The organism is Aquirufa novilacunae, assembly GCF_045310505.1.
Classification (GTDB): domain Bacteria; phylum Bacteroidota; class Bacteroidia; order Cytophagales; family Spirosomataceae; genus Aquirufa; species Aquirufa novilacunae.
Window position 1 is genome coordinate 699,645 of record NZ_JBEWZG010000001.1, and the last position, 23,217, is coordinate 722,861.

Annotated in this window: 17 protein-coding genes; 11 read left to right on the forward strand and 6 right to left on the reverse strand. The window is 42.7% G+C overall.

What is annotated here, in order from left to right; all coding sequences use genetic code 11:
- Window positions 1-7 precede the first annotated feature (7 nt).
- On the reverse strand, window positions 8-1,309 hold the full coding sequence (locus V7S74_RS03225) for a DEAD/DEAH box helicase (protein WP_406777325.1): 1,302 nt from the start codon (window positions 1,307-1,309) through the stop codon (window positions 8-10).
- A 76-nt stretch (window positions 1,310-1,385) separates the two neighbouring features.
- Window positions 1,386-1,871 (reverse strand): hypothetical protein, encoded by a 486-nt coding sequence (locus V7S74_RS03230; RefSeq protein WP_406777326.1) that lies wholly within the window; start codon window positions 1,869-1,871, stop codon window positions 1,386-1,388.
- Window positions 1,872-1,968: 97 nt separating this feature from the next.
- On the opposite strand from V7S74_RS03230, the gene V7S74_RS03235 reads away from it, so the two are divergent.
- The 8 genes from V7S74_RS03235 (at window position 1,969) to acs (ending at window position 10,778) form a co-directional block, all read left to right on the forward strand.
- Window positions 1,969-2,394, forward strand: a complete 426-nt coding sequence (locus tag V7S74_RS03235) for an IS1/IS1595 family N-terminal zinc-binding domain-containing protein (protein WP_406777327.1) — start codon at window positions 1,969-1,971, stop codon at window positions 2,392-2,394.
- A gap of 97 nt (window positions 2,395-2,491) precedes the next feature.
- Window positions 2,492-3,868 (forward strand): porin, encoded by a 1,377-nt coding sequence (locus V7S74_RS03240; RefSeq protein ID WP_406777328.1) that lies wholly within the window; start codon window positions 2,492-2,494, stop codon window positions 3,866-3,868.
- A 27-nt stretch (window positions 3,869-3,895) separates the two neighbouring features.
- Entirely contained in the window at window positions 3,896-5,452 is a 1,557-nt protein-coding gene (locus V7S74_RS03245; RefSeq protein WP_406777329.1) for an MFS transporter, read from the forward strand.
- A 20-nt stretch (window positions 5,453-5,472) separates the two neighbouring features.
- A complete protein-coding gene (locus tag V7S74_RS03250; RefSeq protein WP_406777330.1) occupies window positions 5,473-5,691 on the forward strand; it encodes a DUF6814 family protein in 219 nt (72 codons plus the stop codon).
- 56 nt (window positions 5,692-5,747) lie between these two features.
- Window positions 5,748-5,936 carry a hypothetical protein gene (locus tag V7S74_RS03255; protein WP_406777331.1) on the forward strand — a complete coding sequence of 63 codons (189 nt, stop codon included), beginning with the start codon at window positions 5,748-5,750 and terminating at the stop codon, window positions 5,934-5,936.
- Window positions 5,933-8,494, forward strand: coding sequence for an ATP-binding protein (locus V7S74_RS03260; protein WP_406777332.1), 2,562 nt, complete (start codon window positions 5,933-5,935; stop codon window positions 8,492-8,494). Before V7S74_RS03255 ends, V7S74_RS03260 begins: the two co-directional genes overlap by 4 nt.
- A gap of 11 nt (window positions 8,495-8,505) precedes the next feature.
- Complete coding sequence (locus V7S74_RS03265) at window positions 8,506-8,871, forward strand: response regulator transcription factor (RefSeq protein WP_406777333.1); 366 nt, start codon at window positions 8,506-8,508, stop codon at window positions 8,869-8,871.
- A gap of 17 nt (window positions 8,872-8,888) precedes the next feature.
- Window positions 8,889-10,778 carry an acetate--CoA ligase gene (gene acs, locus V7S74_RS03270; protein ID WP_406777334.1) on the forward strand — a complete coding sequence of 630 codons (1,890 nt, stop codon included), beginning with the start codon at window positions 8,889-8,891 and terminating at the stop codon, window positions 10,776-10,778.
- Window positions 10,779-11,113: 335 nt separating this feature from the next.
- On the opposite strand, the gene V7S74_RS03275 is transcribed toward acs, so the two are convergent.
- Window positions 11,114-12,784, reverse strand: coding sequence for a sodium/sugar symporter (locus tag V7S74_RS03275; RefSeq protein WP_406777335.1), 1,671 nt, complete (start codon window positions 12,782-12,784; stop codon window positions 11,114-11,116).
- 61 nt (window positions 12,785-12,845) lie between these two features.
- Window positions 12,846-14,396, reverse strand: coding sequence for an NFACT RNA binding domain-containing protein (locus V7S74_RS03280; RefSeq protein WP_406777336.1), 1,551 nt, complete (start codon window positions 14,394-14,396; stop codon window positions 12,846-12,848).
- A gap of 22 nt (window positions 14,397-14,418) precedes the next feature.
- Here V7S74_RS03280 and V7S74_RS03285 point away from each other — a divergent pair, with 22 nt between their 5' ends.
- From V7S74_RS03285 to V7S74_RS03295, 3 genes are read left to right on the forward strand one after another with little or no spacing between them, the layout of a single operon-like run.
- Complete coding sequence (locus V7S74_RS03285; RefSeq protein ID WP_406777337.1) at window positions 14,419-15,003, forward strand: IMPACT family protein; 585 nt, start codon at window positions 14,419-14,421, stop codon at window positions 15,001-15,003.
- Complete coding sequence (locus V7S74_RS03290) at window positions 15,000-15,821, forward strand: fumarylacetoacetate hydrolase family protein (RefSeq protein ID WP_406777338.1); 822 nt, start codon at window positions 15,000-15,002, stop codon at window positions 15,819-15,821. The genes V7S74_RS03285 and V7S74_RS03290 overlap by 4 nt, the downstream gene beginning before the upstream one ends.
- On the forward strand, window positions 15,821-17,179 hold the full coding sequence (locus V7S74_RS03295) for an aldehyde dehydrogenase (NADP(+)) (RefSeq protein ID WP_406777339.1): 1,359 nt from the start codon (window positions 15,821-15,823) through the stop codon (window positions 17,177-17,179). Before V7S74_RS03290 ends, V7S74_RS03295 begins: the two co-directional genes overlap by 1 nt.
- A gap of 139 nt (window positions 17,180-17,318) precedes the next feature.
- Here V7S74_RS03295 and clpB read toward each other — a convergent pair whose 3' ends face one another.
- Both clpB and V7S74_RS03305 read right to left on the reverse strand, forming a co-directional pair.
- Window positions 17,319-19,919, reverse strand: coding sequence for an ATP-dependent chaperone ClpB (clpB, locus tag V7S74_RS03300; protein ID WP_406777340.1), 2,601 nt, complete (start codon window positions 19,917-19,919; stop codon window positions 17,319-17,321).
- A gap of 112 nt (window positions 19,920-20,031) precedes the next feature.
- The gene (locus tag V7S74_RS03305) at window positions 20,032-23,199 is read right to left on the reverse strand and encodes a PAS domain S-box protein (RefSeq protein WP_406777341.1); all 3,168 of its coding nucleotides are present in this window, start codon (window positions 23,197-23,199) and stop codon (window positions 20,032-20,034) included.
- Window positions 23,200-23,217: the final 18 nt, after the last annotated feature.

Here is a 23,217-nt window from a genome sequence, read left to right on the forward strand (position 1 = left end):
TCAATTATCAATACGTATTTTTCTTGCCGTACCATTTTCGGCCAGAACTTGCCTTATCGAAAGAACGAGCCGGTTTCGCGTCCTTAGCTGCTGCCGCTGGAGCACCTGGACGAGAGCCACCGCCATGGCGTGATTGACCTTGAGGTTTTTTCGCCGCTTTCTCCACGTGTAAAACCTTCATCGGGTATTTATGTGCTTCCACGACTGGAATCTTCTTTCCAATTAATTTCTCAATGTCCTTCAAATACGCTTTCTCTTCAATATCACAGAAGGAAATAGCTGCTCCTTTTGCCCCTGCACGGCCTGTACGACCGATTCTGTGTACATAGGTTTCAGCAATATTTGATAGTTCGAAGTTGACAACGTATTCTAATTCGTCAATATCAATACCACGAGCGGCGATGTCGGTAGCGACAAGGACACGTGTTGTTTGGGCTTTGAAGTTTTTCAAAGCTGTTTGGCGGGCGTTTTGGGACTTATTCCCGTGAATGGCTTCCGCCTTTATGCTTGCCTTCAATAACATTTTCACCACCTTATCAGCGCCGTGTTTCGTCCGCGTAAAGACTAAGGCTGTTTTAATGGACGTGTCTTGTAAGATATCGAGCAAAAGGTCATTTTTGTTTCCTTTATCGACGAAATAGACCGATTGATTGATTATTTCAACAGTAGAAGAAACGGGTGTTACAGAAACAGATGCGGGGTTTCTTAAAATGCTACCCGCTAATTTCACGATTTCTGGGGGCATCGTCGCTGAGAAAAATAGCGATTGACGCCTGTGTGGCAAAGCCGCTAATAATTTCTTCACATCGTGAATGAAACCCATATCAAGCATGCGGTCCGCCTCGTCTAAAACGAAGTATTCTACGTCTGCGATAGATAAAAGACGTTGGTTCATTAAGTCCAAAAGACGACCCGGAGTCGCAATCACCACATCAGCACCGCTGCGGATGGCTGAAACTTGAGGACTTTGGCCTACGCCACCAAAAATAACGGCATATTTCAAATCCGTATGACGCGCATAGGCGCGGAAACTCTCCCCAATCTGAATCGCTAACTCCCTAGTAGGAGTAACAATTAGGGCACGAACTTTCTTATTTTTTGAAAAGCTTTTGTTCTCTTCTAACAGCTGAATGATGGGCAAGGTAAACGCTGCGGTTTTACCTGTTCCTGTTTGGGCACAACCTAATAAATCCGTTCCACGAAGGACAATTGGGATAGATTGAGCTTGAATGGGGGTAGGATTACTATAACCCTCTTCTTTGAGCGCCTTTAAAATGGGCTCAATGAGGTGCAATGATTCGAATGACATAAAAATGTATAAAGATGTGTTATGAGCAATGAAATAATAACAAACATCCTCATAATGCAGCGCAAAGGTACGCCTTTTATTTCACAGATTCGGTTAAACGTCCTAATTCGGCTAATACGGCCTTAATCTCCTCCCCTTTCTGAGTACCAATTAAGACAGGATCTCCCTCTTTAAAATTCAATTGGAGACCTACATTTCCGGCGGTATTATATACGAGACCATTTCCCTTAAAACTGTATTTAATCCCCCAGCCACCATATTCCATCAATGGACTGTAGGTTCTGACATAGCTAGCTGATATGGATTCCCAAGCGAAAAACTTCTCCTTAAAATGAAACGGGAAGAAACGCACATAAATGCCATCCTGCGCAATACGGGTGGTTAATTTCATTTGCCAAAACAGCAAAGGCAACAAAATACCTATGCCAAAAGATACGTATGCAGCCGCATCAGTTTGTAGTGGTGCAGTTATAATGGAATACACCATGGAAGACCAAACTCCTATCAAGATCAGCCATAACCACCATTGGGTAAAGCGTTGTGTTTCGTTGAATTGTTTCATTTTTTCAGCAGTTTGAATAAACAAAATTAAATATATTCTCACAAAATTACCATTTTTGGTAAATTTCTATAGCTTTGCTAAAATAATATAGGTACCTATGGCAAACTCCACCCCTTGTCCTCAATGTTCGTCGTATGAAATCGCAAAAAACGGCATCATTAACGAAAAACAACGATTTAAGTGTAAATCCTGTGGCTACAACTTTACGGTCGCCAAAATGGGTAAAAGTATCGATAGCTATTACGTGATTAAAGCTTTACAACTTTATATTGAAGGTGTTAGCTACCGAGAAATTGAGCGATTATTAGGCATTAGCCACGTTTCTGTGATGAACTGGGTTAAAAAATACCGGATCAAAATACCAAAACAGGAGTTCTATACGCCTACCTACCGCATACTCAACCACAAAGAGCTCTCGGAGTTCGTCATCGTCCCCGGAAACCTCAGTAACAAAGGGATGATTATCACGGAATTAGGGGATAAATTTATGGTTATTCAATGGACAAGAATAAAATCTATATAAAATTAGCAAGCCTATAGCAAAATTAGAGAACAGAAGATTTTAAGCGAATATTTGCTCAACCAAAAAATGCAAATAAAACCTTAAAAACTTATATTAGATGAAAAAACCTTCTGTTATTCTGTTTGCACTACTTTTAACAGCTTTGGGCATGAAAGGACAAGGCTCTCTCGATTATGGCTCAGGGATGAAAATTAACTTTAACGACAAAGGCTCGAAGTATATGCGCTTCATCCTTTGGAATCAAATCTGGGCTAGATCCATTGACAACAATCCAGGAACTAGCGTTAACGGCACGCCATCAAGCAATACGATTGATATAGGGGCTCGCCGAATCCGTATGCTAGGATACTCACAACTATCTCCCCGTTATATGGTGGTTCTTCATTTTGGGGTAAATAATCAATCCTTTATCCAAGGAGGAGGTTCAGGAAGCTCAGGCACAGGAGGTTATGGAGCTGGCAAAAAACCACAAATGTTCTTCCACGACGCTTATAGCGAATATGCGCTTATTCTTCCAGCAAAGGACAAGAAGTTTAGTATGTCTTTTGGGGCGGGTTTACATTACTTCAATGGCATCTCCCGAATGACTTCCGCAAGTACTTTGAACTTCTTAGCAGTAGACGCTCCCGTATTTAACTGGCCATTAATTGAGAATTCAGATCAATTTGCCCGTTTATATGGAATTTATGCAAAAGGAAAATGGGGTAAATTAGATTACCGCGTTAATATTAACAAGCCTTTTGCAACCTCCATCGCACCGGTTAATGGTACTACAGAAGCGATCGCTGTAGACAATAATGGGGATTCAAAACTATCAACTGGTGGCTATGCGATGTACCAATTCCTGGATCAAGAATCGAATTTATTACCTTACACCGTTGGTACCTATGTAGGCACGAAACGCGTGTTTAATATTGGAGCTGGATTTTATAACCAACCAGATGGAACAATGAGTTCTTTGAATGGAGTAAAATCAAAACATGCTATCAATTCCTTAGCCGTCGATGCTTTCTTGGATATGCCGATTGGGGATAAAAAGAAAAACATGGCGATAACAGCCTATACAGTGCTGTACTCGAATGACTTTGGCCCTAATTACCTTCGTAATACCGGAATTATGAATCCTGGAGCAGCAGACCCTAGCTTCACGGGTACTAAAGCCCTGGCTGGCGCAGGAAATGCGCGCCCATTGGTAGGTACTGGATCGATCTGGTATACGCAGGCAGGTTTATTATTACCTAAAAACTCAGATGCACCTAAATTAAGAGTACAACCATTTGTAGCTTACACGATGAAACAATTAGCTGCTTTACCTGCGGCAGGTAGTTATTTCGATATCGGATCTAATTTTTACATCGATGGCCACAACTCTAAAATTACCCTACAATACTCTTCAAGACCGATTTATTCTACCAAGGATAATATCAGCGATTACAAAGGAGAATTTATCATACAATTTGCCAACTACCTATAAAATCTATCCATTCTTAACTTAAAAACTATGTCACAAAAAAAACAAAGCCTGGCCTACATTATTAGTGCCTCATCTGTCGGGACACTCATCGAGTGGTACGACTTTTACATCTTCGGTAGCTTAGCGACGGTATTATCCACCAAGTTTTTCCCAACGGATAATCCGACCGCTGCCTTCTTAAATACCTTGGCCACCTTCGCGGCTGGTTTCGTTGTTCGTCCCTTCGGAGCCTTAGTATTTGGTCGTTTAGGCGACTTAATCGGACGTAAGTACACGTTTATGGTTACGCTTATGTTAATGGGTGGCGCGACTTTCGCGATTGGTTTAGTACCATCCTATGCTACCATTGGTGGATGGGCGCCATTTTTAGTTTTGACACTTCGTTTATTACAAGGTTTAGCCTTAGGTGGTGAGTATGGGGGTGCAGCCACCTATGTGGCTGAACATAGTCCAGCCGAGCGTCGTGGATTCTTCACATCATGGATCCAAACAACAGCGACAGTAGGACTTGTCATCTCACTTGGTGTTATCATGTTAACTCGTTCATCGATGAGCAAAGAAGCTTTTGATGAGTATGGCTGGAGAATTCCTTTCTTACTTTCCATCGTTATGGTAGGATTGTCTTTCTTAATTCGCCGTAATATGGAGGAGTCACCTATGTTTGAGAAAGCTAAAAAAGAGGGGACGACTTCAACGAATCCGTTAAAAGAATCTTTTGGCAATAAATTAAACTTGAAATTCGTCTTGCTTGCCTTGTTTGGGGCGACAATGGGTCAAGGCTTAGTTTGGTACACAGGTCAGTTCTATGCACAAACGTTTTTGTTAAAGATCTGTAACTTGGATGATATCCAAACGAATACCATCCTCGTGATCGGATTACTATTGGGTACTCCTTTGTTTATTTTCTTTGGAGCTCTATCGGATAAAATCGGCCGTAAAGGCATTATGCTAGCGGGTATGGCCATTGCTGTTTTTGCTTATCGCCCTATTTTTGATAAGATGTACCAAACAGTGAATGTAAACAATAAGGAAGTGGTTGCTGGTTCTGAGAAAATCGAAGAAACACGTGCTTTAAATGCGAAATCAACGGTTGATTCTTTAGTAACTATCACCACAACACGTGCTTACACGGATGGTGCAACGTATAAAAAAGTAAGCAAACAAGTAATCCTTGCGGATAAGGCCGCTGAGGCCCCTAAAGCGGATGTTAAAGAAACTATCACGATTAATGATTCTGACAAATGGACCCTTATCGGTATGGTATTCTTACTTATTTCCTTTGTAACAATGGCCTATGGTCCTATCGCGGCGTTCTTAGTCGAATTATTCCCGACTAAAATTCGGTATACGTCTATGTCATTGCCTTACCACATTGGAAATGGTATCTTCGGTGGTTTAATGCCAGCGATTGCGACTTTCTTAGTTACCACAGCGAAAGATGCAAACAAAACAGCGGAAGAAGCAGGACAAGCAGCTACCTATGCGAAACCTTATTTAGAGGGTTTAAATTACCCAATCGCTCTAGTGACTGTTTGTGTTATCATCGGTATTATTTACATCAAAGGCGATAAAAAACACGCCTAATAACCTATAAAAGAAAAATTATGAATGCTCTTAAAAAACTATTAGGACTGATTTGGATCGCATTAGGCGTATCTGCAGGAATCTACCTCATCTATTTTCAAGCGGTACCGCTTTTTGAAAAAGGGGGAAATGATTTAGTCCCAGCGATCATCTACACCTTTGTGTTAGCTCCGCTGATCTCCATTGGAATGTCCGTTTTCGGATATTATTCCCTGACTGGAGAATTTGATAATGTATAATCAACAAACAAAAACGGCCTGCCTTCTAGCAATAGAGGGCAGCCGTTTTATCTAGTATGCGCAATAATCGCCTGGTTTTAGTGGCTTTCCTCTTTTTAGGACTGATTAACTTTCCGATCATCAGCCTTTTTGACAATTCAAAAAGTGTAGGAGGTGTTCCGCTACTCTATGCTTATTGTGTGGTTGTTTGGGTGTTCGTCATTCTTTTAACGGGCATCATACTGAATTATAAAAACAAAAAATGAGTACCTGGATTATAGCCCTTTTATCGGTCGTGTATTTAGGAATACTTTTCTTTTTAGCTGCCTGGGCTGAAAAGCAAAAAGTACGCTCAAAAAGCCTGATTAATAATCCGCTTATTTATGCTTTATCCCTAGCCATTTATTGCTCCGCCTGGACATTTTACGGATCTGTGGGTCAAGTAAGTACAGGTGGAATGAGTTTCCTAACCGTGTATTTAGGACCCACTTTAGTGATGATTTTAGCTTGGGGATTTGTGCGCAAAATGATTCGCATTGCTAAAATTCACCACATTACAAATATTGCCGATTTTATTTCCACTCGTTTTGGAAAAGATAACCGCTTAGGTCAAATCATTACCCTGATATCCGTCTTTGCAGGTATACCCTATATCGGATTGCAATTAAAAGCGATCTCACAAAGTTTCGACCTAATCACACATAGTACACCAGAGGGTACATTTTACCAAGACCCTTCTTTCCTCCTTTTCATTGCCTTAACTCTATTCATCTTAGTCTTAGGTCCGCGCAAATTCGATTCTTCGGAAAAACACGAAGGCATGATTTTTGCGATTGGCATCGAATCCATCATTAAATTAATTGCCTTCCTGGCGGCAGGAATCATTCTTACCTATTATTTCCAGGAGGGTTGGTCGAGCATAGTAGATCAAGCTTCTGTTGCTCCTATCTCGCTAAAAAATCAAGGAGGATATGGTAATTGGTTTATCCAATTAGTCATTTGTAGTGTGTCATTTCTATTTCTACCCCGTGTTTTTCATGTGGCAGTCGTTGAAATAAATGAAGAAGAAAACCTCAAACAAGCTTCATGGATTTTTCCACTTTACATGGTGTTAATTAACCTGTTTGTCCTCCCTTTGGGTTACGCAGGATATACCTATTTACATAGCTCCGGATTAAATCCAGATTTATACGTTTTAGGATTACCCTTACACTTTTCATCTACTACACTTGCTGTCATTGTTTATATCGGGGGCTTCTCCGCTGCGACAGGCATGGTCATTATGGAGACCATTGCCATCAGTTCCATGATCAGTAATAACTTATTTATGCCGCTCCTATTACAGCGCAAAGCCTTTGTCGAAAGAAATCAAGAAAAACTCGGGTCCATCATTCATAACTTAAGGCGTTTATTTATTGTGGTCATAATGGGGATGGCCTATGCACATTACCGAATTAATGAGAATTTCGTCAATCTAGTGTCCATCGGAATGACCTCTTTTTTGATTGTAGCGCAATTTGCACCCGCTACCATTATAAGTCTTTATTGGAAGAATGGGACTCGCTTAGGTGCTCTTTCTGGCATCCTGGTAGGCTTTTCGATCTGTTGCGCCTTATTATTACTACCAAGCCTTGGGATTTCTGTAGATAATTTTCGAATTCCTGGATTTAACCCCATCAATAATGCGGGTTATTGGTCTTTAAGTCTAAATACATTCGCCTTCATCAGTGTCTCTATTTTAACGAAGCAGTCTGCCAAAGAAGCCAATCAAGCTTACCTTTTTGTCAACGTATTTGAATATTCACAAAGCTTAGAAGATGCGACTTTGTGGAGAGGGAAAGCTAAATTAAAGGATTTGAAAAACGCTTTAGCTGGATTTATGGGTAAGCTGAAAGCAGAAACTAATTTAAAACAGTTTGCTGCCTTACATCAAATCTCTTTGCAAGAGACTTATGCTGACCCTCGATTGGTGAACAATACAGAGAAAATGCTAGCAGGGTTCGTCGGTTCCACTTCCGCTCGCCTCATTATTTCTGCCATTGCAAAAGAAGAGCGTATTGGCGTTTCTGAAGTGGTGGATTTAGTACAAAAATCAAGGGATTTGCAACAGAGTAATTTGAATCTGCGCAAATTAGACGCACAAAAAAATGAGTTCCTAACGACGGTAACCCATGAAATTCGCTCCCCTATCACCTCCATTCGATCTCTTTCTGAGATCATGGTGGACCATGAGGATATTGATCCAGAGGATCGTAAAAAATTCCTAGAAACCATTATTCAAGAATCTGATCGTTTAAGCCGATTAGTTAACCAGGTATTAGACTTAGAAAAATTAGACGCGGGGAAACAGAAATTCAAACTAGAAGCCATCCTTTTAGAGGAGGTCATTGAAAAAGCGGCCCAAAATTTCATAGCCATTGCTAAACAAAATCAAGTAAGCTTACTAATTGATCTAGGCCAAAAAAGAACCCAACGAAAAGTAATCGGTGATTTTGAAAAACTCGTTCAAGTAGTCATCAATCTGATTTCCAATGCCATTAAAAATGTGGAACCAGGAATCGGAAAAATCACTGTTCGTTTAAAAGAATCAGCCACACACATTTGTGTAGAAATTGAAGACAATGGCATAGGAATTGATCCTAAATTCCATGATCAAATATTTGAAAAATTCAAACAGGTAGATAACCCTAATCGCAAAATTGAAAGCTCTGGTTTAGGGCTATCCATTTCGAAAAAAATTGTGGAACACCTACAAGGAAGTATACATGTTCAGAGTTCTTTAGGACAAGGAGCCCTATTTTTGATTAAATTACCTATCGAATAAAACCGCCTACTATGAGAATACTAATTGCAGACGATGAACCAGCTATCTTAATGTCTTTGGACTTTCTAATGCGAAAGGAAGGACATCAAGTGTATGTGGCACGAGATGGAGAGGAAGCCATCCAACTAATCGAAAAAGAATTGCCAGAAGTGATCATTTTGGACATCATGATGCCTAAAATTGATGGATATGGCGTTTGCTCACAAGCAAAAGCCCTATCTCCTTCTTACCTCCCTAAAATCATTTTTATTTCTGCCAAAATTGCTGATTCAGACATTGAACGTGGCTACCAGGCAGGAGCCGATTTATACGTACCAAAACCTTTTTCCAATAGAGATTTATTGAAAAAAGTCCATGAATTAAACCTACAAAGCTAAAACTAATCAATACTGTTATGAGAATTACCTCCCTTCAACAATACCATGAGGCCTACGAAGAAAGCGTAAAGACGCCAGAAAAATTCTGGGCTGGTATAGCGAACGAATTCGACTGGATTAAACCTTTTACGAAAGTACTAGACTGGAATTTTGATGATTATTCGGTCAAATGGTTTGAAGATGGCCAAATGAATATTACCGCCAATGCCCTAGATCGTCACTTAAAAACGATTCCAGATCAAGCAGCCATCATTTACGAACCAAATGAACCAGGCGATGAAGCCATCACCTTAACCTACCGCGAATTACATACCCGCGTATGTAAATTCGGTAATGTGTTAAAAAATCAAGGAGTTAACAAGGGCGACCGTGTCTGTATATACATGCCGATGATTCCTGAATTAGCCATTGCGGTTTTAGCTTGTGCTCGCATTGGTGCTATACATTCCGTAGTTTTCGGTGGATTTTCCGCCCAATCTATTGCCGATAGAATTAATGATTCCGAATGCAAAGTAGTTATCACTACCGATGGTGCCGTTCGTGGAAATAAAACAATTCCCATGAAAGAAACCGTGGATGATGCCTTAGTCACTTGTCCATCGGTCGAAAAAGTAATCGTAAAAACACGCACAAAAACACCTGTATCGATGATCGGTGGCCGTGATCTATGGTGGGAGCAAGAAGAAAACGAAGCATCAGCAGATTGCCCAGTCGAAGCGATGAATGCAGAAGACCCTTTGTTTATTTTATATACTTCAGGATCAACCGGAAAGCCCAAAGGCGTTGTGCATACTTGCGGAGGCTATATGGTTTACACAGCCTATACTTTCGCTAATGTTTTCCAATATAACCCAGGTGAAGTCTTCTTCTGTACGGCTGACATTGGCTGGATTACAGGTCACTCTTATTTGGTTTATGGCCCGCTCTTAAACGGGGCTAAATCCGTTCTATTTGAAGGCATCCCGACTTATCCTGATGCTGGACGTTTTTGGGATATTATCAAAAGACATTCCGTTAATATTTTCTACACCGCACCTACAGCGATTCGTTCATTGATGGGTTTTGGAGATGAACATATCGACAATAAAGATTTAAGCTCTCTTCGCGTTTTAGGATCTGTAGGTGAGCCCCTGAACGAAGAAGCTTGGCACTGGTACAATGATAAAGTAGGACAAGGAAACTGCCCAATTGTCGATACTTGGTGGCAAACAGAAACGGGTGGATTAATGATTTCCCCTATCGCCGGAATAACTCCGCTAAAGCCAGCATTCGCGACTTTACCCTTACCTGGCGTCCAACCGATGCTGGTAGATGAGAACGGAAAAGAGATTACAGGGAACGGGGTAAATGGTAACTTATGTATCAAATACCCATGGCCATCCATTATCCGTACCACCTACGGTGATCATGAACGTTGCAAATCAACCTATTTCTCTACCTACCCAGGACTTTACTTCACTGGTGATGGATGTATGCGAGATGAAGATGGTTACTACCGAATCACCGGTCGTGTAGATGACGTAATGAACATTTCTGGACACCGCATCGGAACGGCAGAAGTAGAAAATGCCATCAATATGCATACAGGTGTCATTGAATCAGCCGTTGTAGGTTACCCACATGATGTGAAAGGCCAAGGAATTTATGCCTATGTCATCTGTGAACACCCGACGATTAATGATGATTTAACCCGCAAAGATATATTAGCAACCGTTACACGCGTCATTGGACCTATCGCTAAACCGGACAAGATTCAATTCGTGACTGGCCTTCCTAAAACACGCTCCGGCAAAATCATGCGCCGTATTCTACGCAAAGTGGCGGAAGGTGATACCTCTAACCTAGGCGATACGTCGACGTTGTTAGATCCGAGTGTGGTGGAATCGATTATTTCAGGAGCATTATAAAAGAGCTTCGCCGCTTTAGAGTAGAGATTAGAGAGTAGAGAGTATAGATTTAAAGCAAAAATAATAGAGCACAAAGCATAAAGATGGAATCGCCTGCGGCGATACATTCAGAAATGATTTTTACTTCGGACTTATTTCCTTCGGACTGACCACTGATTACTGGCTACTGGCTACAAAAAATGGGATCGAATTTCGATCCCTTTTTTTATAAAGTCGTTGCTTCGCAACTTAGTCGCCGTTTCACGGCTTAGTCAAAGTGTCCTAAGAAAGAATTTTGTGTTAGCGTTCACAAAATTATTTGCGTAGCAAAATTTTAAAACCCTTAGCTGAAAGTTTTACCAAAAATAAGTATACAACGCCACAATCCCCATCACCACAATCACTGTTCCAGCGATGAAAGAAGGCTCCAATTTGAACATTTTGGCATCAATCTCAAGACCTTTCGGATTGTTCTTGCTTTCTGGATCAGCTAGTGAAATAATCACCATAGAAACCACGCAGAAGATAAATACCCAACCCATACGGTCCATAAATGGAATCATGTACACATCACCATCTAAGAACGCCGTGTAGAACATACAATCGTTTACACCTGTCCAAGCAGGGATGTATTTAGTAATGATAGAGAAAGCTAAACCGCCGATCATTGCGAATAACGCAGCGTTTGAAGTCGTTCTTTTCCAGAAGAAGCCCATAATGAACAAGGCGAAAATACCTGGAGAAACGTAACCAGTGTACTCTTGAATGAATTCAAAACCACCTTTTTTGTCGATACCCATGAAAGGAGCAATCGCAATGGCTAATACCATCGCAGCTACGACAGCGATACGTCCGATATTCACTAATTGCTTCTCATTCGCATCCTTATTGATATATTTTTTGTAGATATCTAGAGTGAAGATGGTAGAGATTGAATTCGCTTTACCAGCCATAGATGCCACTACAGCTGCCGTTAAAGCCGCAAAAGATAGACCTTTCAAACCTGCAGGCAATAAGTTCAATAACACTGGATAAGCGCTATCTTGGTTGATTACGCCATCTTTCAACATCTCTTGTTGGAACATGCCATCCTTGTGTAATAAATACGCTGCAATACCTGGTAAAACCACGATGATAGGCATTAACATTTTTAAGAAAGCGGCGAACAAGATACCGTTACGCGCGGTTGGAAGATCTGCTCCTAAGGCACGTTGCGTGATGTATTGGTTGCATCCCCAATAGTTCAAGTTGATAATCCACATACCTCCGATTAATACCGTAAGGCCTGGAAGCGATGGATAATTCGCATTGTCTTTGTTTAAGATCATGTGGAAATGCTCCGGCGCTTTGGTCATCAAATGATTCAAACCGCTCATCACACCTTCGCCACCGAAGTGATCAGACACCATTTGTAAAGCTAAATACGTCGTTGCTAAACCACCTAGGATTAAGAAGAATACTTGAATTACGTCTGTAAAACCGATTACTTTCATACCGCCTAAGGTGATAATTACCGCGAAAACGGACATTCCGATCATACATACTGTGAAGTCGATTCCGGAGATGGTGGTTACTGCCAAAGCTCCTAAGTACAAAATCGATGTCAAATTCACCGCTACGTATAATAATAACCAGAAAACGGCCATAATTAAACTAACGGTAGGAGAATAACGCTGCGACAAGAACTGAGGCATCGTGAAGATTTTGTTCTTCAAATAAATAGGCATGAAGAAAATCGCTACGATTAAAAGCGTTGCAGCTGCCATCCATTCGTACGTAGCAATGGCTAGACCCAGTCTAAAACCATTTCCTGACATACCAATAAACTGCTCTGCAGAGATATTAGAGGCAATTAATGAAGCTCCAATCGCCCACCAGGTTAAAGAACCTTCCGCTAAAAAGAAGTCATTTGAATCAGATAATTCGGATTTTTTCTTGTTATAAATCCAATAGCCGTAACCGGCAACTACCACGAAATAAAAGAGAAATACGAGGTAGTCAAGTGTTTGTAAACCGTTTGATTGCATAGAGTTTTAAAGTTAATTAAGGTCTTGAATTGCCTAAATTAAGATTTTTATCGGAAATGTACTAATTCCAAAGTTCGGGTTTCACCAAAACAACTTCCTCCTCCCGATCCACGATGACCATCCCAGAGAGTAAATCCTTCGTTTTACGAACGTATTTCTTCGAGGTAACAATCACTGGGCAAAGGGATTCAGTTTGTCTTTTGGAAAAATAGGCCGCTAAACTCGCTGCTTTTTCGATGACAAAGGCGGGAACCGTTTTATTTTGGGGATTTCTCACAATCACGTGAGAACCAGAAACGTCACGAGCGTGCAGCCAGATATCCTGTTTTTTCGCATATTTGAGCGTCAGTAAATCATTGTTTTTCGCATTCTTACCCACCCATATCACCCATCCTTCTACCTCAAACTGCTTAAAGGGTAATTCTTCGGCTGATTTTTTATCAGTAGCGAGAGCTAAAAAAGGCTTCAAGCCTTTTCGGGTTTCTACAGAGGCTAAGGCTTCTAATTTTTCAACAATTTCAGCTATTTCTTGCTTCTTGCGCGCAATATTCTCTTCCCAATGCGCCAATTCCTTACTGAAATTCTTTGCCTTTCGGTAGTAATTCTCCGCATTCGCGGCTGGGCTCAAAGTAGAATTCAGCTTAATCGTAATGGGTTGATTTCGGTAGAAATCCTCCAAAGTCACCTTACTTTCCCCTTCCGGAATGAGATGCAAATAGGCCATCAAAATATTGCCTATTTCCTCAAATGGCACATTCGTCTCTCGAATCACCTTCTGCTTCTCGAGCTCTTGTAAATACAAATGGGATTTAGCTAAGTTTCGTTCTAAGCCATCCTTCACTTGAGTCTTTTCTCTTGTGAACTCCCCAACCGAATAATGCAGCACATAAAACTGGTTTAATGCGGCAATGGGATCGGAAGTTTCAAAAAGCGAATCCTCTGAAGGGGGGAATAAAGTAAACCCAATTCCTTTAGGCGTCTTGACTACATAGAAATGACCCTCCTCAAGTATTTCAAGCATCTTTTGAAGTAAGGCCCATCGGTCTTTGAGATGTAAGCGCTCGTAACCTTGAGCTGCCAGCCAGGCTTGCCCTTCTTTTCCTAAAGTGGGAAAAAGAGGAAAATAGTCGCCATCAGCGGCTTGGAAGGCTTCGAAACTCTGATCGATTGATCTGGATATGCCCGACAATACTAGCTCATCGTCCTTCTTTAGGCGCTTTTGGAACTGAGAATCATATTCTCCATCAAGGTATAATATTAGATTAGCTCGGTTGCCAAAAAGCTTAAAAACTAGCACATAATTGCCCAAGAAATGAATCCCAAAGGCTCGTTCATTTTCGTACATCTCCACTTCCTGGACTTCGGCCAGGAGTAAATCGGAGAAAAGATCGATGGAATTTCGGCCAGCGCGGTGGAAAGATTCCGGAAATTGTAAGCTAGAGAACTGGGGACCCAAAGAACATTTGATGTAGAAATCTTCGCCGTTTTGGCGTTCAAAACCTAAAACTAATTCGTCCTTCTCCTGCGAAAAACACTGTTTTAAGCGCGCATACATCAATATCTGCCGTAAATGGCTCGATAAAATCCGCAGAAAATAATAGTTATTATGCATCGCTTAGCTTAAATTTATCCTTATGTCATTGATACCCGACTCCTATCTCACCATCGCGAAATCTGCTGAAGGACTTTACAAAGATAAAGGAAGTAAATTCATCAGCTGGGCATATCCGGTGAAAGATTTGGAAGAAATCAAAAGCCACTTAGCCTCACTAAAAGAAGCGCATCCTAAGGCCAGACATATCTGTTATGCCTATCGCCTGGGTTTTACGCCAGAGGAAGCTCGCTCGAATGATGACGGAGAACCATCAGGAAGTGCAGGAAAACCCATTTTAAATACGATTTTATCGCATAATGTACACTATGTTTTAGTGGCGGTGGTTCGGTATTTCGGTGGAACTTTACTGGGGGTGCCTGGCCTGATTCATGCCTACAAGGAAGGTGCCATCGATGCGCTGGCGAACGCGGAAATTTATGAAAAAGAGCCCATGAGCGTTCGTAGCATCGAATTTAGCTATGCGCAGATGAATGAGGTGATGAAAATCTGCAAGAAACACCCCATCCAAATAGTAAATCAAGTGATTGATAACCTTTGTACCTTTGAATTGACCTATCCATCTTGGCACGCCGCGGAGATTGATGCCTCTCTAGACAACCTATGAAAACCTATAAAATTTATCTAACCTCCGCAGGAATTCAAGTGCAGAATCAGCATGGTCTGATTTGCTCGGTTCCTGGCAAATGGGATGACTTTATTAATCAGTCTCAGTTATTTCAAAATTGCGCGTCTCTGCATTTTCAAGAGGCCAAAATCGAGAATCCACTTTGCCCTATCGATTCACAGGAAATTTGGGCAGCTGGCGTGACCTATTTGCGCAGCAAAGTAGCCCGAATGGAGGAATCCAAAGAATCAGGCGGCGATACTTTTTACGACAAAGTCTACGATGCCGTTCGCCCTGAAATCTTCTATAAAGGAAACCGCTTGCGTTCAGTAGGTCCAGGTGGTAAGGTGCGTATTCGGAAGGATTCGATGTGGAATGTGCCAGAACCTGAATTGACCTTATTCGTTAATAAACATGGCGAATTAGCCGGCTACAGCATCGGTAACGATATGAGCTCCCGGGATATCGAGGGCGAAAATCCCTTGTATTTGCCTCAGGCCAAAGTATACGATGCCGCTGCCGGCCTCGGCCCCTGCCTTTTGGTGACGGAAAAACCCTTAGCACCTAGCACGGTAATCTCTATGGAAATCTTCCGAAACGGAGAAAGCGTATTCCATGGAGATACGGAAATCTCTCAAATGAAGCGCTCCCACGCCGAATTAGTGGATTATTTAACCCGCGAAATGTCTTTCCCAACCGGCGTTTATTTAATGACCGGAACTTGCATCGTTCCTGATCCTCCTTTCACTTTACAATCTGGGGACAGCATCCACATTACGATTGAACCTATTGGAACCCTTATTCAAACCGTTGCCTAATGAACTATAAAGACGCTTCGATTGCTGAAATCGACTCAGCAATAGCCGCTGCCAAAGCCGCATTTCCCCTTTACCGTCGTATTTCAGATGCGAAACGCGCTGAATTTCTTCAAGCCATTTCGCGTGAAATTCTTGCAATTGGTGATGAATTAATCCAAACAGCGTGTGCGGAATCACATCTCCCGGAAGCTCGCATCACAGGTGAAAGAGGTCGTACCACAGGTCAAATTCAAGCTTTTGCCGATTTCATCTCCAACCCTTCCTGGAAAAAAGAAATCCACGATCCAGCTCAGCCAGACCGCGCTCCGCTTCCTAAACCAGATTTATTTCAAACCCAAATTCCATTAGGCCCTGTCGCTGTTTTTGGTGCAAGCAACTTCCCGCTTGCCTTTTCTGTGGCCGGTGGCGATACCATTTCTGCGCTTGCAGCAGGCTGTCCTGTTATTTTCAAAGCCCATCCGGCTCACCCTAAAACAGGGGATCTTGTGGGTGGCGCTATATCTAAAGCGGTCGCTTCTTACGGTTTACCTGCAGGCGTATTTAGTTTAATCCACGGTGCTTCAAACGAGGTGGGATCCCATTTAGTGCAACACCCAGACATTCAAGCGGTAGGATTTACCGGTTCATATCGTGGAGGAAAAGCCTTGTATGACCTTGCGGTGCGCAGACCACATCCTATTCCAGTCTACGCGGAAATGGGAAGCGTGAATCCCGTGGTACTATTATCCAATAAAATCGCCGAAAACCCTACAGCACTTGCTGCCGGTTTAGCTGGGTCTGTTTGCATGGGTGTAGGACAATTTTGCACGAATCCAGGCTTACTGATACTTCAGAAAAAGGATGCCTTTTTCTTAGATTTATTGGCTGAAGAATTAGATAAATTGCCTTTAGGCACGTTTTTAACTCCAGGAATTGCAGATGCCTACGCAACAGGCGTTTTAAATCTGGCCCAACATTCGAAAAAATTAACTTCACGAGATTTGCCTTCCCCTGCCCTATTTGTGGCTGAATCTGCGACTATTAATCGAGTAGTTTTAGAGGAAGTTTTCGGCCCTTGCACAGTGGCCATTTTAGTGGAAGATGAGACAGAAATGATCTCCTTCATCGAATCAATCGACGGTCAGTTAACTGGGACTATTCACGGAACTAAGGCGGAAATTTCAGAGGAACTGGTCGATGCTCTTTTACAAAAAGTAGGTCGCTTGCTTTTCAACGGCTTCCCTACCGGCGTAGAAGTTTCTGGAGCTATGGTCCACGGAGGTCCTTTCCCAGCTACAACGGATTCTCGCAGCACGAGTGTGGGAACGCAGGCTATTTATCGGTTTGTGAGGATGGTATGCCTTCAGAATAGATTATAAAGCACAAAGAATAAATAATAAAGGCGGAATAAAAAGGGCTCGAAATTCGAGCCCTTTTTTACATTTATGAAATATTTATTTCTGAATCTATCGCCATAGGCGATCTATTCTCTATACTTTATTCTTTGTGCTTTATGCTTTAAACTTCGACAATCACGTTTTCAAAAGTCAACTCCCCATCCGCACCTAACTCCATCATCACCGCCGAATCTTTCACGATTTTGCCTGATAAAATGGCTTTAGACAATTCGTTCAGCACAGCTTTCTGAAGCACACGCTTCATGGGACGACCACCGTAATTCGGGTCATAACCATCAGCCGCTAATTTATTCAAAGCATCTTCCGTTGCTTCCAAAGTGATGTGTTGGTCAGCTAAACGCTTCTGCACCTCTTTGAACTGAATCGCTAAAATTTTGCGCGCATGTTCTAAGGTTAATGGTTCGAATAAAACCACTTCATCTACGCGGTTTAAGAATTCAGGACGCACGACTTGTTTCAGTAAAGTCATCACCTCTTCTTTGGTTTCTTCTAGGATCAACGCATTGTTCCAGCCTTCCATCTGCGCCATTTTCTCTTGAATTAAGTGGCTTCCGATGTTAGAGGTCATGATAATGATCGTGTTCTTGAAGTTCGCGGTGCGACCTTTATTATCCGTTAAGCGACCTTCGTCTAACACCTGCAATAAGATGTTCCAAACATCCGGATGCGCCTTTTCGATCTCGTCTAATAACACGACCGAATAAGGTTTACGGCGCACGGCTTCCGTTAATTGTCCGCCCTCATCGTAGCCCACGTATCCCGGAGGCGCTCCTACTAAGCGACTTACTGCATGGCGTTCTTGGTATTCGGACATATCGATGCGAACCATGGCGTTTTCGTCGTTGAATAGGTAGGAGGCCAAAGTTTTGGCTAATTCCGTCTTACCTACCCCCGTAGTTCCCAAGAAGATAAACGAACCGATGGGACGTTTTGGATCCTGTAAACCAGCTCTCGAACGGCGAACGGCATCCGAAACCATCTCAATAGCTTGGTCTTGACCAGCCACGCGTTTGTGCAATTCATCTTCTAAATGCAATAGCTTCTCCACTTCGGTTTGTAGCATTCTGCTGACTGGAATTCCGGTCCATTTTGCGACTACTTCCGCTACGTTTTCTGCTGTCACTTCTTCTTGCAACATCGAATTTTCTCCGGCTGGCTGGGCCTGCATATCTTTTAATTTCTGCTCGGACTCCACTAAACGGCCGTACCGAATCTCGGCTACTTTACCATAATCGCCTTGTCGTTCGGCTTGTTCGGCTTCTAACTTGAGTCGATCGATGGTTTCTTTTTCGGCACGTACGGCATCGAGAACAGATTTTTCCGATTGCCATTTGGCCTTCAACTCATCTCTTTTCTCTGACAAATCCGCTAAATCGCGGGTCAAAATTGTTTCCTTTTCCTTATTATTCTCGCGGCGAATGGCCTCGCGCTCGATTTCTAGCTGCATAATTTTGCGCTGAATATCGTCGATTTCTTCTGGAACGGAATCGATCTCCAGGCGCATTTTGGCAGCAGCTTCATCCATCAAATCGATGGCCTTATCGGGTAAGAATCGATCCGAAATGTAGCGATTCGATAATTCGACAGCCGCAATAACCGCGTCATCTTGGATACGCACCCCGTGGTGTAATTCGTATTTATCCTTGATACCTCGCAGGATCGAAATGGCATCAGCCACATCAGGTTCCTCCACTAAAACGGATTGGAAACGGCGCTCTAGGGCTTTGTCTTTCTCGATGTACTTTTGGTATTCTTTTAAAGTCGTAGCTCCGATTGCATGCAGCTCTCCGCGAGCCAAAGCAGGTTTCAATAAGTTCGCCGCATCCATCGCTCCTTCGCCTCCGCCTCCCGCACCGATTAAGGTGTGGATCTCATCGATAAATAAGACGATTTCTCCGTCGGAATCCGTTACCTCTTTGATGACCGCTTTCAAACGCTCCTCGAATTCCCCTTTGTACTTTGCTCCAGCGACCAATAGACCCATGTCGAGCGACATCACGATCTTGGATTTCAAGTTTTCAGGCACGTCACCTGAAACGATACGTTGGGCTAATCCTTCTACGATGGCGGTTTTACCTACCCCTGGTTCTCCCAAAAGAATGGGGTTATTCTTCGTACGACGGGATAAAATCTGTAAGACCCGGCGAATCTCTTCGTCACGTCCAATCACCGGGTCGATTTTCCCGGCCTTCGCTAATTCATTCAAATTCTTACCGTATTTCTCCAAAGACTGGTAAGTACTTTCTGCATGTGGATCGTTCACTTTTCTATTTCCTCTAAGTTCTATGATGGATTTCTTAAAATTTGCACTCGTAATGCCTAAAGACTTCAACAAATCTCCTGTGGCATCTTTGGATTCGATGAGAGCGAGAAAAAGTAGTTCAACACTCACAAAGGAATCACCAAATTCTGATTTCAAAGCCTCCGCTTTCGTTAGTACCTGTTGCAACGCATTGCTCGCATAGGGCTGAGCGCCCGATACTTTCGGATAAGAAGAAAGAATGGTTTGTAATTTCTCTTGAATCTGCTGAACAGACACGTTATTCTTTTTTAAGAGAAAAGCAGATGTTTGGGTGTCGTCTTGCAAGATGGCTTGCAATAGATGCCCCGTTTCAATGGCTTGCTGGCCATTCGTGCTCGCGATTTCCATCGCGTTTTGGATAACCAATCCAGCTTGTGATGTGTAATTATTTGGATTCATATCGGCTAGGTTTTCACACTACTTAGCAAATGAATATCCAATCGAATAATTCGGAAAAAATGACATTAAAAAACGCGTGGCAAAGAAGAAAAATACGCCAAAATGGCGCATATTAGGCGAATTTGGCTTTAATCGCGTCTTCAAAATTCTTCAACGCAATTTGTAAATCCACAATCTCAGAAGGGAAATGCTCGAAATCACATACTTTGGCCTTCAACTCGATCTTTTCACAAATTGAATGCACTTGAGCCGCACCTAAGGTACCTGAATTCCCTTTTAAGGTATGCAACTCCGACTGAACGCCTTTGCAGCTTCCGGACGCGTGAAAAGAAATAGCCGAAGCAATCTGGTCTTTGGCCTCCACAATAAACTCCTCTAACATGCTTTGCACGAAGGCAGGATCTCCGCCCACCGCATCGGAAAGCGAAGCTAAAACCTCCTCGTCCACTACGAATTCAGTTGCGACTCTAGTCTCCTCCACAACTCCGTGACCATCAGCCACCCAACGAGAAACCGTCTGAATTAATTGTTGTGCCCTAATCGGTTTAGCTAAATAATCATCCATTCCTGCAGCGAGGAATCGTTCTCGATCTTCCTTCATCGCATAGGCCGTCATAGCCACGATAGGCGGCAAATGAACAAGCCCCAAAGCTTTCAGGCGGCGCGTAGTCTCCATACCATCCATCTCAGGCATTTGGATATCCATCAGGACTAAATCAAAATTCGCGTCGCTTTGAAGAACCGAAATAGCTTCCTGTCCACTGGAGGCCATCTCAACCTCACAACCAGCCTTCATTAATATTTGGCTGGCTACTTTTCGATTCGTGGCATTATCATCGACTAAAAGGATGCGCGCATGAACTGACTGCAGACTACCTGCAATCGATATATCCGAAATATTCTTCGTTTTCGCAGCTAGTGAAGAATCCCCGATAGCCAGCTTGATCGTAAACCAAAACGTACTCCCCTTTCCTTCCTCCGACTCCACACCGATTTCTCCGTCCATCATCTTACAAAACTCGCGGGAAATAGCTAAGCCTAATCCCGTACCTCCGTAATTTTTCGAGGTAGAATTATCCACTTGCTGGAAGGCATTGAATAGTTTTTGCAGATTTTCAGGACTAATACCGATACCTGTATCTTTTACACGAACCTCGAGTTCTGTCATCTCTGCTGAAACCGTGAGCGCCTTAACTGAAATCGCTACAGCTCCATTCTCGGTAAACTTCAAGGCATTCGACGTTAAATTCGAAAGTATCTGCAATAATCGCGTCTCATCCGCCTTCACGAAGGCTGGTACACTATCGTCCAGTTTATAAGAAACCTTATTGCCTTTTTGATGTGCTAATGGCGTAAATAAGGCCATTAGACGATCAAATACCTCTTCTAGCAAAATATCGGTCGGATGAAGGACCATTTTGCCTGCTTCGATTTTGGCCAAATCCAAAATATCATTCAGAATATGTAATAGCGTTTCCGAAGACTTCCGAATCGTCTGTAAATAATCGCGCTGATCCTCATCTAGCGGCGTATCGCACAATAGATCGACCATCCCAATCACTCCGTTCATCGGTGTACGAATCTCATGTGACATGTTCGCTAAAAACTGCTCCTTTACCTTCAACGAATGCTCCGCTTGCTCACGGGCTTCCACTAGTTCGCTTTGGTACTTCTTTAATTCCGTAATGTCCCTAGCGATACCAGATACCTCCGAGATGGTGTCCTGCGTCAAAATAGGGTTCAAGTAGATCTCTAACCAGCGATCTGTTCCATCTTTCTTCTGTAAACACAACTCAAAGTGTTGCTTATTCCCTCGAAAAGCCAATTTATAGCGTTCTTCCATCACTTTCCGCTCCTCTGGCGCCATCATCTTGAAGCCCATTGTCTCTGAACTGAAATTCAGTTGCGGCTTAATCCCTATCTCCTGTTCTAGTAGCTCCGCATAGTCATGGTTGAAACTCTGCAATAGCAAACGCTTATTCACTGACCACATTAAGTGGGAAGAACTCTCAAAGATGGAATTTAATCGGGCAGTTTCTCTTGCCAAAGCCTCTTCCGCCTGCTTTCTCGAAATCGCAATCGCCACTTGCCCCGAAATAAAGTCTAATAACTCCAAATCTCGGTTCTCGTATTTGTTTGCCCGCTCATAGGACTTCACCCCGATAATCCCCGTCACCCGATCACCGATGCGGAGGGGAACGCAAAGCATAACTTTGGGGACCACACCATACAGGTAAATCTTCTTCTCAGCTGCCAGTTGATGAATATCATCGTCATGCAAGATGAGTGGCTTATTCTCCATTAAGGCATATTCCGTCAAACCATTTCCTAAACGGCGCTTCGTAAAATGTACCCGAGAATTGAAGTATTCGTCTATGTAATAGGGGAAATAGATATAGCTCTTTCCTGGATCGTATTGCGCGATAAAGAAGTTCTTCACATCAATCACCTCGCCTAATTGCTTGTGAATATTCACAAACAAATCATCCAGGTTAGAGGAATTAATGGCCACCTGCGAGATGGACGAGAACAATTTATTCGCCCGCTCTGCCCGCACTTTCGCTGTCGAATTATGCAAAATACAGCGATAAGCCGTAGGGGTACCCCGTTCGAATCGACAAGTCGCTGAACCTGAGACATACAAACGGCGACCATCTTTACGCCTAAATACAGCCGTAAATTCAGGAATATCTTCTCCCTTGGCTAATTGATCAAATTGGGCTTGTGTCAGGTGCGCAAACTCGGGATGTAGGACATCCTGTATTTTCAAATCCTTCGCCTCTTCCTCCGTGTAACCCATGGTTTCTAACCAAGCGCGGTTCACGAAAAGGAAACGACCCGTCACCCCGGTGATTTGGATCAGGTCGGTGGTATTGTTAATTAAGTCTTGTAATTGGGCATTCGAACGAGTTAAGGCTTCAGAAACCTTCTTCTTCTCACTTACATCCTCCCCTATGATACTCAGAAAATTATCGCTAACCACAGTGGACGCAACTTCCACCCACTTGATGGCGCCCGATTTCGTCCTATAATTTCGCTCCCGCTCTTCGAATAAACCACCCGTCTGAATGGCCTTATCGAATGAATTGCGACGTATTTCACTTTCTCCGTCTGGAACTAAGGTTGTAAAGAAGTCTTGCCCATTTAATTCCCCTGGTTTATAACCAAGTAATTGATGTGTATAGGCATTCGCATGCGAGATAGTGCCATCTAGCGCCATAATGATGCCAAAAAGCTTCAAAGAGTCCAATGTACTAATCAGGGCCTGCTTATCCTCCATGCCTTAAATCACAAATTT